The organism is Amycolatopsis sp. SID8362 (assembly GCF_010550475.1).
Taxonomy (GTDB): Bacteria; Actinomycetota; Actinomycetes; order Mycobacteriales; family Pseudonocardiaceae; genus Amycolatopsis; species Amycolatopsis eburnea.
This window is the reverse complement of record NZ_JAAGNB010000434.1, coordinates 1-214: the sequence shown is the minus strand read 5'-3', so window position 1 is coordinate 214 and position 214 is coordinate 1. Positions and strand designations below refer to the sequence as shown.

At 77.6% G+C, this 214-nt stretch carries 1 protein-coding gene; it reads left to right on the top strand.

Features of this window, described 5'->3' with window-relative positions; translation table 11 throughout:
• A partial coding sequence (locus G3I65_RS13555; protein WP_160696416.1) for a hypothetical protein occupies positions 1 to 214 on the top strand: 214 nt, incomplete at both ends.

Here is a 214-nt window from a genome sequence, read left to right as displayed (position 1 = left end):
GACCCCCAGCTGCGGCAGGCCCGCATCACCCGCGCCGTCGACGCGCTGATCGGCGCCGGCGACGTCTTCCGGGCGGCGGCCCTGGTCCCGGAAGTGGAGAGCATCCGGGAAACCCCGCTGCGCGACGCCGTCCTCGGCTACCTGGCCGTCGTCCGCGGCCGCGCCGCCGAGGCCGGCACCCGGCTCCGCCGCGCCTGGGACATCGTCAACACCG